Origin of the sequence: Nonomuraea sp. NPDC050547 (assembly GCF_044457345.1) — a bacterium.
Classification (GTDB): domain Bacteria; phylum Actinomycetota; class Actinomycetes; order Streptosporangiales; family Streptosporangiaceae; genus Nonomuraea.
On sequence record NZ_JBITGW010000011.1, the window covers coordinates 285,100 to 299,076 of the forward strand.

Annotated in this window: 8 protein-coding genes; all 8 read right to left on the bottom strand. The window is 72.1% G+C overall.

Going from position 1 to position 13,977, the window contains the following annotated elements; translation table 11 throughout:
- Positions 1 to 206: 206 nt before the first annotated feature.
- A complete protein-coding gene (locus ACIBHY_RS27920; RefSeq protein WP_397308128.1) occupies positions 207 to 1,535 on the bottom strand; it encodes an MFS transporter in 1,329 nt (442 codons plus the stop codon).
- A 147-nt stretch (positions 1,536 to 1,682) separates the two neighbouring features.
- Complete coding sequence (gene gatB / locus ACIBHY_RS27925) at positions 1,683 to 3,170, bottom strand: Asp-tRNA(Asn)/Glu-tRNA(Gln) amidotransferase subunit GatB (RefSeq protein ID WP_397245296.1); 1,488 nt, start codon at positions 3,168 to 3,170, stop codon at positions 1,683 to 1,685.
- A gap of 5 nt (positions 3,171 to 3,175) precedes the next feature.
- Positions 3,176 to 4,666 (bottom strand): Asp-tRNA(Asn)/Glu-tRNA(Gln) amidotransferase subunit GatA, encoded by a 1,491-nt coding sequence (gatA, locus tag ACIBHY_RS27930; protein WP_397245077.1) that lies wholly within the window; start codon positions 4,664 to 4,666, stop codon positions 3,176 to 3,178.
- Positions 4,663 to 4,962: an Asp-tRNA(Asn)/Glu-tRNA(Gln) amidotransferase subunit GatC gene (gene gatC, locus ACIBHY_RS27935; RefSeq protein WP_184960458.1), complete on the bottom strand. Its 300-nt coding sequence runs from the start codon at positions 4,960 to 4,962 to the stop codon at positions 4,663 to 4,665. Before gatC ends, gatA begins: the two co-directional genes overlap by 4 nt.
- Positions 4,963 to 5,152: 190 nt before the next feature.
- Positions 5,153 to 7,228, bottom strand: coding sequence for a putative bifunctional diguanylate cyclase/phosphodiesterase (locus ACIBHY_RS27940; RefSeq protein WP_397245079.1), 2,076 nt, complete (start codon positions 7,226 to 7,228; stop codon positions 5,153 to 5,155).
- A gap of 197 nt (positions 7,229 to 7,425) precedes the next feature.
- On the bottom strand, positions 7,426 to 9,600 hold the full coding sequence (gene ligA, locus ACIBHY_RS27945; protein WP_397245081.1) for an NAD-dependent DNA ligase LigA: 2,175 nt from the start codon (positions 9,598 to 9,600) through the stop codon (positions 7,426 to 7,428).
- 55 nt (positions 9,601 to 9,655) lie between these two features.
- Positions 9,656 to 9,997 (bottom strand): hypothetical protein, encoded by a 342-nt coding sequence (locus ACIBHY_RS27950; RefSeq protein WP_397245083.1) that lies wholly within the window; start codon positions 9,995 to 9,997, stop codon positions 9,656 to 9,658.
- A gap of 12 nt (positions 9,998 to 10,009) precedes the next feature.
- On the bottom strand, positions 10,010 to 13,915 hold the full coding sequence (locus ACIBHY_RS27955; RefSeq protein WP_397308129.1) for a hypothetical protein: 3,906 nt from the start codon (positions 13,913 to 13,915) through the stop codon (positions 10,010 to 10,012).
- Positions 13,916 to 13,977: the final 62 nt, after the last annotated feature.

Consider the following 13,977-nt stretch of genomic DNA (forward strand, 5'->3'; position numbering starts at 1 on the left):
CGCCCTCGGCCGCCAACCGCTCGCGGTGACCGGTCCAACCAGCTCACGGCGCGGCGGCCGTACCCCTGACTCCGCGCCCGCGCCCCGCACGCGAGTCGGAGGCGAGGTGCGAGGCACCTGGCGCGTGGGGCGGGAGTGCGGCGGGGCGGGGGGACGTGGAGGAGCCGGGCGCCTGGGTGGGCGTCCGGCTCCGGGCTCAGCAAGGGTTAGGCGGCGGTGGCCACGGCTGTCTTCTGGTGGCCCGGGGTGGTCACGCCGAAGCGGGGGGCCACCCACAGGCCTGCCAGCGCCATCACCAGCGTCGCCGCGAACACGGTCCAGTAGCCCGAGGCCGCCGCCGTGAACAGGGCGCTGGTGACCGCGACCGCCACCACCGAGAAGACCGCCTCGCCCACCTGCAGCGACGAGCTGTTGGCCCCCTGCTCGCCGGGCGAGGACAGTTCGAGCGTCAGCACCGAGAGGGTCGGGTACACCAGCCCCATCCCGAAGCCGGCGATGATCCACGACGGGTACGCCAGCCAGATCGGCACCGGCTCGAAGGTGACCGCGCCCATCAGCAGGATGCCCAGGGCGATCAGGGCGGTGCCGCCACGGAGGTTCGTCATCCGGCTGAAGACCTCGCGGCCCTGCAGCCACGAGGCGAGTGACCAGGTCAGAGCGCCTCCGGTCAGGGCGACGCCGGCGACGAAGGTCGACAGCCCGCGCTGGCTGATCAGCATCAGCGGGATGATCACTTCGGCGGCGAAGAAGGCGCCGGTGGCCAGGCCGCGCAGGGCCACGACCGAGGGCAGGCCCCTGGCGGCGCGCAGCGTGCCGGCGGGCAGCAGCCTCGGCAGGGCCAGCGCCAGGACGACCAGGCCGGCGACGAGGAGGAGGACCTGGCCCTGGCTGCCGTACTGCATGAGGCCGGCGCCGACGGCGGTCACCGCGGCCCAGCCGAGCTTGCCGAGCATGCCGGGCGCGGTGTCGGCCTGCCCGCCGGAGACCGGCTGGCCCGCCAGGCCACGGAACAGGACGAGTGCCGCGATCGCGGTCAGGATCGGTACGCCCAGGAAGACCCAGCGCCATCCGGCCGTCTCCACGACGACTCCGACGATCGCCGGTCCCACCATGGACGGCACCACCCATGCCGTCGCGAACAACGAGAAGATCTTCGGGTGCATCGCCTCGGGGTAGGTCCTGGCCACCACGACGTACAGGGCGACCTGGACCAGCGCCCCGCCGAAGCCCTGCACGAGGCGTCCGGCGATCAGCATCTCCATGCTCTGCGCGAACCCGGCCAATCCCAGACCGCCGGCGAACGCCACCGCTCCCACCCAAAGCGGCGCCAGCGGCCCGCGGAGGTCGGCCCATCGGCCGCCCAGGACGGTTCCGATCACGCCGGCGGCCATGGCACCGCTGAAGGCCAGGCCGTACAGCTCAAGTCCGCCCAGTTCGCGGGCGACGACGGGCATGGCGACCGCGACCGCCATGTACTCGAAGGCGACGAGCGACACCATCGCCACCAGGCCAACTGTCAATGCTTTGCGCTTCATGCCCATGAAAGTACGGCGGCGCCGGGGACAGCACATCGTGCCGTGGTCCTAGGTCCCCATGGGTCCATAGTCCTAGACCTTCTATATCCAGAATAACCGGAATAAAGCGCGAGCAAGGGCCCCGCCGCGACGGCGGGGCCCTAGGAACTACTCGGAGACGCCCAGCTTCTCCAGGATCAGCTGCCGGGCGCGGCCGGCGTCGGCCTTGCCTCGGCTGGCCTTCATGACGCCGCCGACCAGCGCGCCCACCGCGGCGATCTTGCCGGAGCGAACCTTGTCGGCCACATCGGCGTTGCCGGCCAGGACCTCGTCGATGATGGCCGACAGCTCGCCCTCGTCGTTGACGATCTCCAGGCCGCGCGCGGCCACGACCGCGTCGGGCGTGCCCTCGCCGGCCAGAACGCCCTCCAGCACCTGGCGGGCCAGCTTGTCGTTGAGCGAACCCGAGGCGACCAGCACGGTCACGCGGGCGATGTCGGCCGGGGTGATGGGCAGGTCGGCCAGGGCGGTGGCGCTCTCGTTGGCGCGGCGGGCCAGTTCGCCCATCCACCACTTGCGCGCGTCGGCCGCCGGGGCGCCCGCCGCGACCGTCGCCTCGACCAGGTCGATGGCGTCGGCGTTGTGCATGGCCTGCATGTCGAGGTCGGACACGCCCCACTCGGCCTGCAGCCGCTTGCGCTTGACCAGCGGCAGCTCGGGCAGCTCCGCCTTCAGCCTGGCCACCCACGCCGCGTCGGGCGCGATGGGGACCAGGTCGGGCTCGGGGAAGTAGCGGTAGTCCTGCGCCTCTTCCTTGGAACGGCCGGGCGTGGTGGTGCCGGTGTCCTCGTGGAAGTGCCTGGTCTCCTGGATGATCTTGCCACCCTCGGCCAGGATGTGGGCCTGCCGTTCGATCTCGGAACGGACCGCCCGCTCGACGCTGCGCAGCGAGTTGACGTTCTTGGTCTCGGTGCGGGTGCCCCACTCGGAGGCGCCGCGCGGCATCAGCGAGACGTTCACGTCGCAGCGCATGGAACCTTCCTCCATGCGTACGTCGGAGACGCCCAGCGACCGCATGATCTCGCGCAGCTCGGTGGCGTAGGCCTTGGCCACCTCGGGCGCCATCCGGTCGGTGCCCGGGATCGGCTTGGTGACGATCTCGACCAGCGGGATGCCGGCGCGGTTGTAGTCGACGATCGAGTAGTCGGCGCCCTGGATGCGGCCGGTGGCGCCGCCCACGTGGGTGGACTTGCCGGTGTCCTCCTCCAGGTGCACGCGCTCGATCTCGACGCGCACGGTCGCGCCGTCGACCTCGACGTCGAGGTAGCCGTCGAAGCAGAGCGGCTCGTCGTACTGCGAGATCTGGTAGTTCTTCGGCATGTCCGGATAGAAGTAGTTCTTCCGGGCGAAGCGGCACCACTCGGCGATGGAGCAGTTGAGCGCCAGGCCGATGCGGATCGTGGACTCGATCGCCGCCTCGTTGGCCACCGGCAGCGCGCCGGGGAAGGCCAGGCAGGTCGGGCAGACCTGCGTGTTCGGCGCGGCGCCGAACGTCGTCTTGCAGCCGCAGAACATCTTGGAGGCGGTGCCGAGCTCGACATGGGTCTCAAGGCCGAGAACGGGCTCGAACCGGCCCAGCGCCTCGTCAAAAGCCATCACGGTCATAGCGCGGGCGCCTCCTTCAGCAGCGGGCCGCCCCAGCGGCTCTCCAGGGCCTTCTCGACCGCGGCGGCGACCCGGTAGCAGCGGTCGTCGCCCAGCACCGGGGCCATGATCTGCAGGCCGACCGGCAGGTCGTCCTCGTCGGCCAGGCCGCACGGCACCGAGATGGCCGCGTTGCCCGTCAGGTTCGACGGGATCGTGCACAGGTCGGCGAGGTACATCGCCATCGGGTCGCCGGTGCGCTCGCCGAGCTTGAACGCCGTGGTCGGCGTGGTCGGCGAGATCAGCACGTCCACCTGCTGGTAGGCGGCCTCGAAGTCGCGAGAGATCAGCGTGCGGACCTTCTGGGCCTGGCCGTAGTAGGCGTCGTAGTAGCCGCTCGACAGGGCGTAGGTGCCGAGCATGATGCGCCGCTTGACCTCGGGGCCGAAGCCGGCGGCCCTGGTCAGCGCCATGACCTCCTCGGCGCTTCTGGTGCCGTCGTCGCCGACGCGCAGGCCGTACCGCATGGCGTCGAAGCGCGCCAGGTTGGACGAGCACTCCGACGGCGCGATGAGGTAGTAGGCGGGCAGCGCGGTGGTGAAGGTCGGGCAGGAGACCTCGACGACCTTGGCGCCGAGCGACTCCAGCAGCTCGACGGCGTCGTGGAAGCGGTTGAGCACGCCCTGCTGGTAGCCCTCGCCGCCGAACTCCTTGACGACGCCGATGCGCATGCCCTGGACGTCGCCGTGGCGCGCGGCCTCGACGACGGCGGGCACCGGGGCGTCGATGGAGGTGGAGTCCATCGGGTCGTGCCCGGAGAAGACCTCGTGCAGCAGCGCCGTGTCGAGCACGTTGCGGGCGAACGGGCCCGGCGTGTCGAGCGAACTGGCGAAGGCGATGACGCCGTAGCGGGAGGAGCCACCGTAGGTGGGCTTCATGCCGACGATGCCGGTGACCGAGGCGGGCTGGCGGATGGAGCCGCCGGTGTCGGTGCCGGTGGACAGCGGCGCCTCGTAGGCCGCGACCGCCGCCGACGAGCCGCCGGAGGAGCCGCCCGGGGTGCGGGTGAGGTCCCACGGGTTGTGCGAGTCGCCGTAGGCGGAGTTCTCCGTGGAGGAGCCCATCGCGAACTCGTCGAGGTTGGTCTTGCCGAGGATGACCAGACCGGCCGCGCGCAGCCGCGCGGTCACGGTCGCGTCGTACGGCGGCCGCCACCCCTCCAGGATCTTGGACGCGGCGGTCGTCGGCATGTCATGCGTGGAGAAGATGTCCTTGTGCGCGATCGGCACGCCCGCCAGCGGCCCGAGCTTCTCCCCCGCGGCCAGCCGGGCGTCGACCGCCCGCGCCTGGGCCAGCGTGACCTCGCGGTCGACGTGGAGGAAGGCGTTGACCTTGGGCTCGACCTCGGCCATCCGGTCGAGGTGCGCCTCGGCCACCTCGGCGGAGGAGGTCTCGCCGGACGCGATGAGCGCGCCGAGCTCGGCGGCCGTCTTACGGATCAGACTCATGCTTCCTCCCCCAGGATGCGCGGAACCCGGAAGCGGTCGTCCTCGACGGCCGGCGCCCCGGCCAGGGCTTGCTCGGGCGTCAGGGACTGTCGCACCTCGTCGGCGCGGAAGACGTTGGTCAGCGGAAGCGCGTGCGACGAAGGCGGCACGTCCTCGGCGGCGACCTCGGCGACCTTCGCGACAGCTTCGATGATCGCATCGAGCTGCGTGGCGTAGTGGTCGAGCTCGTCGTCGGACAGCGCCATCCTGGACAGCCGGGCCAGGTGGGCGACCTCGTCGCGGGTTATGGCGGACATGAGTCGTTGAACCCGTTTCTGGATGGAGTTTGGACACTGTCATCCTAGGGGGCTCGGGCAACCGGGGCCGAACGGATAACGGGGCCCGCGGTTCATCCGTTTCCGCTGCGTAACTCCCCGGCGGCCGACGAGGAGCGGCACGCCTGGGTCCTGGACCTGCACGCCGCCGGTCCTGAAGGGCTGGGACGGCTCAGGCGGTTCTGGTGACCTCGGCGGGGCGGTAGCCGTAACCGAGCGCGGGTTCCGCGTCGAGGTGGTCGCGCAGCCAGAGGGTGGCGTCGGCGGCGACCATCGGCTCGCAGAACAGCCAGCCCTGGCCCACGTCGCACCCCATCTCGGCCAGCCGGTGCGCGGCCTCGTCCGACTCGACGCCCTCGGCCACCGAGCGCAGCCCGAGCGAGCGGACGAGGTCGACGATGGAGCGGACGATCCGCTCGTCGTCCTCGGACTCGGTGATCCGCCGCACGAACGACGAGTCGATCTTGACCTCGGCGACCGCGAGGCGCTGGAGGCGGATGAGCGAGGAGTAGCCGGTGCCGAAGTCGTCCAGGGAAAGGGGGACGCCGAGCGTGGCCAGCGCCTTGATCGTGTCGTGCGTGTACGCCTGGTCGCCCATGAGGATGCGCTCGGTGACCTCCAGCTGGATGGCGTCCGGCGGCAGGCTGTAGCGGGCCAGCCCGACCTCCAGTTGCTCGGGCAGCGCCGAGTCGAGCAGGTCACGGGCCGAGACGTTGACCGAGATCTGCACTTTGAGCCCCATGTGCCACCACCGGGCGGCCTGTTCCAGCGCCTCCTCGATGACGTACTCGGTGAGCTGCCGCATCAGGTACGACTGCTCGGCCAGCGGGATGAACTCGGCCGGAGGGATCGTCCCGTGCACCGGGTGCCGCCAGCGCACCAGCGCCTCCACCCCGTGGACGGCGCCGGTGGTGAGGCCGACCTTGGGCTGGTAGTGCAGGCGCAGCTCACGGTTGTCGACCGCGCGGCGCAGGTCGCCGAGCAGGTGGAGGCGCTCGGGCGAGTTGCGGTCCTTGTCCGGCTGGTAGAGCTCGACGCCGGTACGCGCCTCCTTGGCCATGTACATGGCGACGTCGGCGCGCTGCATGAGGAGCTCGAAGTCGGGCGCGTGGTCGGGGAAGAGCGCGATGCCGACCGATCCGTCGAGGTCGAACGTCATGCCTTCGAGCCGCACCGGCTCGGTGAGGGCGGCGCGCAGCCTGGCCGCCACCTCGCGGGCGGCGTGGGCGTCGCGGATGGACGGCAGCAGCACGGCGAACTCGTCGCCGCCGAGCCTGGCCACGACGTCGCCGGGCCGTACCGAATGGAGGAGGCGGTGGGCCACCATCTGCAGCAGGCGGTCGCCCACCGGGTGGCCCATGGTGTCGTTGACCTCTTTGAACCGGTCGAGGTCGAGGAGGAACAGGCCCACGCGCTCGCCTTCACGCGCCTCGGCCAGCGCCTCCTCGGTGCTGACGATGAGCATCTTGCGGTTGGGCAGGCCGGTGAGCTCGTCGTGCAGCGCCTGGTGGTCGCGGCGCATCGAGAGCGTGGCGGTGAAGTACACGGCCGCCAGCGGGGCGACGAAGAGCGGCACGAGGCCGGGCGAGTGGCTCATGACGACCACGACCAGGGGGGCCAGGCCCAGCAGCGCGGTGTAGACGAGGGCCTGCGGTCCGGCGGTGCCGCGCAGGACGCGGATCACCGAGCGGCGCTCGTGCAGGGCGACGGCGCCGCAGACGAGCGTGGCGCGGGTGATGAAGTAGGCGATGCCGGACAGCGCGATCGGCACGAGGTCGGCCCCGCTCGGCACCCAGGGCACCGCGGGGGTGGGCACGATCCCGAAGACGCCGAGCACGACGGCGGCGGCGGTGAGGGCGAGTGTGGACTGGCCCACGTTGAACACGACCCGGTGCCAGGCCTTGCGGGTGACGACCCCGTTCATGACGACGCCGACGACCTGCATGAGCACGGCCGTGGGCAGCCCGAAGTGCAGCAGCACCGCGAAGGTGAACATCGTCGAGGGGTAGGTGCCGCCCACGGAGGCCGCGGACGAGACCATGACGGGCCTGAGCTCGCCCAGCACGACCAGCACCGCGAGCACCCAGAACAGCGGGGTCCTGGCGAGCTCCGCCAGGCCGACGGGGTCGAGCCTGAGGAGGGCCGCGACCAGCGCGGTGCCGCCGATCGCGGAGATGGCCGCGAGGAAGGCCCACAGCGGAGTGCCCATGCGCGGGCCGGTGTCGCGGGTGTCGGTTGGGTCAGTCATGAGTAACAGAACCCCCATTAGGTCACTATGGGAGGGTACGACCTTAACCCCACTTCGCGAAACCAAGCGCGTACGTTCCGTCACTTCGCCTTTCCGACATTCCTTCACATTCTGACCTGGCCAGAACCTACTTCTAGAACCCCATACGGCCCCCGACCTCGCGCGATGCCCGCCGCGACCAAGGGCTCCAGGATCTTTTACGGCTCAGGCTCGACCGCGACCGCCGCGGCCGCCTCCGGCCCCTGCTCCAGCAGCACGCCGAAGCCCCGCTCGTCCAGGACGGGCACGCCGAGCGACACCGCCTTGTCGTACTTCGACCCGGCGTTCTCCCCCACCACCACGAACGCGGTCTTCTTGGAGACCGAACCGGCCACCTTGCCGCCGCGCGACTCGATCTCCCGCGCGGCCGAGTCGCGGGTGTGGCCCTCCAGCGTTCCGGTGACCACGAGCGTCAGCCCCTCCAGCGTCTGCGGGGCGGTCGCCCGCGCGGGCTCGTCGTCCTCCATGCGCACGCCCGCCGCCCGCCACCGCTCGACGATCTCGCGGTGCCAGCCGACCTCGAACCACTCCTTGATCGTGGCGGCCATGTTGGGCCCGATGTCCTTGATCGCGGCCAGCTCGTCCACCGAGGCGTTCATGATGGCGTCGATCGAGCGCATCGCCGAGGCCAGCGCGCGCGCCGTCGGCGGCCCCACGTGCCGGATCGACAACGCCACCAGCACCCGCCACAGCTCCTTGTCCTTGGCCGCCTCCAGCTGCTCGCGCAGGCTGAGCGCGGCCATCGACGGCTCACCGTTGGCGTTGGAGAACAGTGAGACGACCTTGGGCTCGCCGGTCTTCTCGTCGATCTTGGGCACGCCGGTGTCCTGGTCGCGGACGATCGAGCGGATCGGGATCAGCTTGTCGAGCGTCAGGTCGAACAGGTCGGCCTCGGTACGCAGCACCGGCTCCTGCCCGGCCACCGGCTGGGTGAGCGCCGTCGCGGCCACGTACCCCAGGCCGCCGATGTCGAGGGCGTTGCGGCGAGCGGCGAAGAAGACTCGCTCGCGCAGCTGCGCCGGGCAGTGCTGGGCGTTCGGGCAGCGCAGGTCGGCGTCGCCCTCCTTCTCGTAGGCCAGCGCGGTGCCGCAGGCCGGGCAGTGCGCCGGCATCGTGAACTCGCGCTCGCCGCCGTCGCGCAGGGCGAGCACCGGCCCGACGATCTCGGGGATGACGTCTCCGGCCTTGCGCAGCACCACGGTGTCGCCGATGAGCACGCCCTTGGCCTTCACCACCGCCGCGTTGTGCAGCGTGGCCCGTTCCACCGTCGATCCGGCCACCACGATCGGCTCCATGACCGCGAACGGCGTGACCCGCCCGGTCCTGCCGACGCCCACGTGGATGTCGAGCAGCTTGGTGTTGACCTCCTCGGGCGGATACTTGTAGGCGATCGCCCAGCGCGGCGCCCGCGAGGTCGAGCCCAGCTCACGCTGGGTGCGGAAGGCGTCGACCTTCACCACGACGCCGTCGATCTCGTACGCCGGGTCGTGCCGGTGCACCCGGTAGTGCTCGATGAAGGCGTTGACCTCGGTGAGACCGGCCACCACCTGGTACAGGTCGGAGACCGGCAGCCCGAAGGCCCGCAGCCGGTCGTAGACGTCCGACTGCGCCTTCGGCTCCTCGGCGCCCTCCCAGACCCCGATCCCGTGCACGATCATGCGCAGCGGGCGCTGGGCGGTGACGCGCGGGTCCTTCTGCCGCAGCGTGCCCGCCGCCGCGTTGCGCGGGTTGGCGAACAGCGGCTTGCCCTCCGCGCCCAGCTGCTCGTTGAGCTGGGCGAAGTCGGCCACCGGGATGTACACCTCGCCGCGTACCTCCACCAGCGACGGAATGTCGTCGCCCCGGAGCCGGTGCGGCACCCCCTGGATCGTGCGCACGTTCGGGGTCACGTCGTCACCCGTGCGCCCGTCGCCGCGGGTCGCTCCGCGCTCCAGCTTCCCGTCCCGGTAGACCAGCGCGATCGCCAGCCCGTCGATCTTCAGCTCGCACAGGTACGGCCCCGCGTCCCCCTCGGCCAGCCGTTCCGCCCGCGCGCTCCAAGCGGCCATGTCGGCCTCGTTGAAGGCGTTGTCCAGGCTCTCCATCCGCGCGATGTGCTGCACCTTGGCGAAATCGCCCGACGGCGGCGCGCCCACCTTCTGCGTGGGCGAGTCGGGCGTGCGCAGCGTGGGGTCGATCTCCTCCAGCGAGAGCAGTTCACGAAACCACTCGTCGAACTGGGCGTCGCTCACCGTCGGATCGTCGAGCACGTAATACCGCCAGCGAGCTTCTTCGACCAGTTCGCTCACTTCCGCGTGCCTCTTACGGGCATCGCCCGGCGCTTCGGCGGTCATCCCCGTACTCCCCTCGTTCAACGTTCAGAGAGAACGCTATCCAAGGGAGCGGCGGTCAGGAAAAGACATTGGGGTCCCTGCCGCGCACCCCTGTCTCGTGCGAATTGATCCGCTCGACTTTCGCGCCCATCTCGGTGATCTTCCGGCTGGTGTTGATGACGATCGTGCCGGTGTCCGTACCGGGCCCGGGATTGTAGATCTCACGACTGCCCCGGCCGCCGCCCTCGGTCCTGTAGTAGATGGTCAGCCGCGTGTCCCACCCGGGTCCGCCGTCCTCCAGGGAGTAGCGGACGCGGTACCTCTTGAACCCTTTTCTCCTGGGGCTGATCTTGAGTGTCGCGTCGGCCCGGTGAGAAGGCGACGGAAGGGGCACCGTTCTGCTGCTGCTCTCCACCATTTCCCGCCTCTCCTAACACGTGGTCAGTGCGCAGGCCGCGATCAACGGCTGGTCGATCACATCGGCCAAATAGCGGAAATCCCATTCGACAACCCCGCTTTGGACGCTACTTGCGACCATCGCGTACGTGCCAGGCCCAAAGGCGACCCCTTCCCCGGCCCTCGACAGCGTGTGCACGCGGCGGGGTCCGGAACGGTCCCGGATGAGCCAGACGGCGACCGTCTCGTCCAGGGCGGCCGTCGCGGCGATGCGGCCGTCGGGGCTGATCGCCACCTCGTGGACCGGGCCGCCGTGCCCGCCCATCGAGCCCGCCGCGTCCAGTCGCGTGCCCCCGCTCACCTCCCACAGCACCGCCTTCCTGTCCTCGCCGCCGCTCACCACCACGTCCCCGCGTACGGCCAGCGCCCGCACGTCACCGGAGTGCCCCGCACCGGTGGCGGTACGGCGGGGCCGTACGGGATCACGCAGATCCCACAGCGCCAGCCGCCCGTCCGTCCCGCCCACGACCCCGAACCCGTCGCCCAGCGCGACCACGGCGGCGGCGCCCGTCCCGGGCAGGCGGCTCTCCAGCCCGGTCGCCGCCGACCACAGGACCACCCCGCCGGGCCCGCTCATCAGGGCCAGGCGGCCGTCGGGGCTGAGCGCGACCGAGCGCAGCCGCATCCCCGCGGCCAGCGTCAGCGATCCGGCCGGACGGCGCAGCGTCGCGCCGGACTCGCCGCCGGCCAGAGCCGTGGTCCCGTCCGCGCTCAGCGCCACCGCCGTCGCCTCCGGAAACCTCGCCACCTCGCCCCCCGGGCCCCAGAGGGTGGCGCCTTCACGGTCGTGGGTCAGCTTCATCGGCCCGCCCACCGCGATCTGGTCCGCCGTGCCGGGCAGGACCTTCCTGCCGGGCGGGTCGGCGTAGCGCCAGAGGATGGCGCTGGTGTCGCCGCCGCCCGTGAGCAGCCGCCCGCCGGGTCCGAACCCGACCGCGGTCACCTCGGCGGTGTGCCCGGCCAGCCGGGTCCTGATCTGCGGGAAGCGCGGGTCGGCCAGGTCCCAGACGATGACCGAGTAGTCGTCGCCGGCGGTGGCCAGCATGGTGCCGTCCGGCGCGAAGGCCACGTCGCCGACGAAGCCCTCGTGCCCGGTCAGGTAGCCGACCAGCTCGGGCCGGCCGCGTACGTCCCAGACCCGCTCGCCCACCACGGCCAGGTCACCGTCCGCGCGCAACGCGACGCCGAGGCTCGGGTTGCTCTCCGTCTCCGGCACGGGCAGCGGCTCCGAGGTTCCGGTGCCCAGGCGCCAGACGCGCCCCGCGCCGGACCCGTCGGACGCCACCAGCACCTCACCGGCCACGGCCAGGTCGGTGACCGGAGGGCCGAAGTGGGAGAGCATCTCCGGCGTGCCGCGCACGTCCCACAACTGCACGCCCCGGTCCGTGGCCACGGCCACCCGGTCGCCGCCCGCGTAGAACTCCGCGTGGTGGCCGGGATCGCCCAGAACCGCCTCCAGCCGGGGCGACGGGCCGGTCAGGTCCCAGATCTCCGGCGCCGTCTCACGCCAGGACACCACCGCCCGGCCGTCCGGGCCGAAGCGGGCCGCGTAGACCGAGCCCTTGCCGGTGGCGGGCAGGGTGGCGAGCCTGGTGCGTTTGTCCAGGTCCCAGAGATGGAGTGCGCCCTGGAAGTCGCCGGTCAGGGCCCTGGCGCCGTCCGGGCTGACGGCGACCGCGTTGACCGAGGCGGTGAACCCGGTCAGGCGGGCGCGGTAGGCCATGCTGAGCGCGTCGGCGGCGAGGGCGGACTCCGTCACGGTTCCGGCGTCGGTTCTGACCGCCTCGATGCCGAGGCGGAGGGCGGCGGGTGGGTCGGCCTGCCGTACGACGTCGGCCTGGAAGACCTTCGCGCGCGCGGCCGCCGTGCGGCGCTCGCGCTCGGCGTCCTGATATTTGAGTACGGCCGCCGCGGAAGCGATCAGCGACACCACGAGCAGCCCGCTCAGCACGGACACCAGCGCCACCCGCAGCCGGGCCCGCCGCCTGGCCAGCGCCTGCGAGGCGGCCAGGAACCGGGCCACCAGCGGTCCGGGCCGCCGCCCCGCCGCCCATTCGCGGGCCAGCTCCAGCCGCGAGCCCCGATACAGTCCCGCCGCGTCGCCCTCCCACGCGCGGGCCGCCTCGACCAGGCGCTGCTCGACCAGGAGCGCGGCCCGGTCGTTCTCGATCCAGTCGCGCAGCGCCGGCCAGGCGGTCAGCAGCGCCTCGTGGGTGATCGTGACGTGCTCGCCGTCCAGCGTGAGCAGGCGGGCGTCGTCGGCGGCGAACGCGGCGATCGCCTCCTCGGCGGGCAGCTCAGCGGCGGGCAGTTCCAGGGCGAGCTGGTCGCGGGTGAGGCGGCGGCGGGTGTCGTCGGTGCCGTCGCCGACGTGCACCAGCCGCAGGAACAGCGCCTTCGCGCGGCCGGGGTCGGGCAGCGAGGCCAGCACGTCGTCGGCGGTGGCGGCGAGCGCGCCGTGGATGCCGCCGGTCTGGCGGTATCCGGCCACGGTCAGGACGGTTCTGCGCCGCTGCTGCCAGGTGGTCAGCAGCGCGTGGGAGAGCAGCGGCAGCCGTCCCGGCTCCTGGCCGAGGTCGCGCAGCAGCAGCTCGGCCAGACCCGGCTCCAACGTCAGCCCGGCCGCCGCGGCGGGGCGTTCGACGGCGGCGCGTAACTCGTCCTCGGTCATCGCGCCGACCACGACCTGGCCGCGTTCCAGCGCGGTGCGCAGGGCCGGGTGCTCGGCGCAGCGGCCGAGGAAGTCGGCGCGGACCGCCAGCACGGTCAGGCCGGGACGGGCGCAGACGCGCGCGGCGGCGTCCAGGTCCTCCTCGAACTGGTCGACGATCAGCACGTCCACGTCGCCCGGCAGGGGGTCGCCCGGCCTGATCACCGCGGCGGAGCGCGGGCCGCCCATCGCGCCCTGGCGCAGCGCCGGGACCAGGCCCGCGCGCAGCAGCGAGGACTTGCCCGACCCCGACGGCCCGGTGACGATCAGCGGCGCCGGGTCGGCCTCGCGTTCGGCCAGCCGCCTGACCAACTCGGCGACCAGGCGGTCCCGGCCGAAGAACAGCGCCGCGTCCGTCTCGCCGAACGCGGCCAGGCCCTTGTAGGGCGCGCCCTCCGGCAGGCTGGACGGCGACAGCCGTACACCGTCGGGAGAAAGCCCGTGGGCGGGGTTGCGGGCGAGCGCGAGCTCGCCCACGCGGCCGGTGGAGCGGGCGCGCGGGCGCGGAAACCCGGCCGCGGGCAGCGTGCGGCTCAGATGCCGGTGGACGTGCTGCAGCGTCAGGTACGGCGGGCCGCCCGGATCCCCCTCCCGCAGCAGGCGCAGCAAGGCCCCGGAGAAGGCCGTGTACCTGGCGCCCTCCGGGGCGAAGGAGGGCTCGCTGCGCCCGGCCGAGGTCAGCACGTACGCGCCGGTGATCTCGGTGAGCCCGGCCACCTCGTCGAGCGCGGACATGCCCTCGATGGCCCGGCCGGAGAAGCAGCAGTCGAGGACCACCGCGACCGGCGCGTCCACGTTGTCGAGGAGGTAGCGCCGCACGGTGTCATACGGCAGAGCCGTGTGTTCCAGGTGGAGCGGCCCGGAACGGGTGACACCGGCGGCCAGATGAAGCGAGCCACGACGGCTGACAAGGCCGTGGCCCACGTAATACACGATCAGCGGGCCGCCCGCGGCGGCCGCCGCCTGGGAGACGGCGGCGCCCAGCTCCAGCGGACTCGCCAGATCGAGCCCGACCCGGACGTCGGCCAGCCCGCACGTCTCCAGCAACACCGCACGCAGGTCGTGGAGGGTACGAGCGACCGCGGGGAGGTCCGGCAGGTCGGATTCTGGACGATGCGTGCCCGTGCCGATCAGCAGCGCGCTGGCGCCCGCGAAGTCACCGGCTCTCACGCATCGAGTTCAGCACAATCTCGCGATCGCGCCATGGGTAGGGCCCTACTCAGCCACCTGGG

Excerpts from the sequence above, each read along its gene's own strand:
- ACIBHY_RS27920 (WP_397308128.1), bottom strand. The coding sequence starts at position 1,535 with ATGAAGCGCAAAGCATTGACAGTTGGCCTGGTGGCGATGGTGTCGCTC.
- gatB (WP_397245296.1), bottom strand. The coding sequence starts at position 3,170 with ATGGCTTTTGACGAGGCGCTGGGCCGGTTCGAGCCCGTTCTCGGCCTT.
- gatA (WP_397245077.1), bottom strand. The coding sequence starts at position 4,666 with ATGAGTCTGATCCGTAAGACGGCCGCCGAGCTCGGCGCGCTCATCGCG.
- gatC (WP_184960458.1), bottom strand. The coding sequence starts at position 4,962 with ATGTCCGCCATAACCCGCGACGAGGTCGCCCACCTGGCCCGGCTGTCC.
- ACIBHY_RS27940 (WP_397245079.1), bottom strand. The coding sequence starts at position 7,228 with ATGACTGACCCAACCGACACCCGCGACACCGGCCCGCGCATGGGCACT.
- ligA (WP_397245081.1), bottom strand. The coding sequence starts at position 9,600 with ATGACCGCCGAAGCGCCGGGCGATGCCCGTAAGAGGCACGCGGAAGTG.
- ACIBHY_RS27950 (WP_397245083.1), bottom strand. The coding sequence starts at position 9,997 with ATGGTGGAGAGCAGCAGCAGAACGGTGCCCCTTCCGTCGCCTTCTCAC.